Origin of the sequence: Type-D symbiont of Plautia stali, assembly GCF_001485335.1 — a bacterium.
Taxonomy (GTDB): Bacteria; Pseudomonadota; Gammaproteobacteria; order Enterobacterales; family Enterobacteriaceae; genus Pantoea; species Pantoea vagans_C.
Genome location: NZ_BBOC01000213.1, coordinates 1 through 401, shown reverse-complemented (window position 1 = coordinate 401; position 401 = coordinate 1). Strand labels below are relative to the sequence as shown.

The 401-nt window shown below is 53.1% G+C and carries 2 pseudogenes; both read left to right on the top strand.

The features are described 5' to 3' along the window. Window positions 1-90, top strand: a pseudogene (locus PSSD_RS27080) (cinnamyl alcohol dehydrogenase); the annotation flags it as partial. Between the two features lie 121 nt (window positions 91-211). Then, a pseudogene (locus tag PSSD_RS27075) lies at window positions 212-401 on the top strand (aldehyde dehydrogenase family protein); the annotation flags it as partial.

The window sequence follows — 401 nt, the reverse complement described above, 5'->3', positions numbered from 1 at the left end:
GCCTTCCCGATGTCCAAAATCAACGATGCGCTGGATCACGTGCGCGCGGGTAAAGCCAATTACCGTGTCGTACTGAAAGCGGATTTCTAACCTCGCTTTGATCCTTTCCGGTGCGCAGCTCTGCGCACCGTTCTAAAACAGCATCCAGCGCCCTAATCCTCTGACTATTCAGCATTATATTGCCCGCCATTTTGCTAATCTGCTGTTCTCTCTGAATGCCGTGGCGGGTGATACCCACGCCATCAGCGACGCGATAATGGCGAGCAAAGCGGTGCGCAAAATCTCCTTCACCGGATCAACCGCGGTCGGCAAAACCTTGATGCGCAATGCGGCTGAAACCATGAAAAAGTTTCCATGGAGCTGGGAGGCAATGCGCCTTACATCGTGTTTGAAGATGCGGA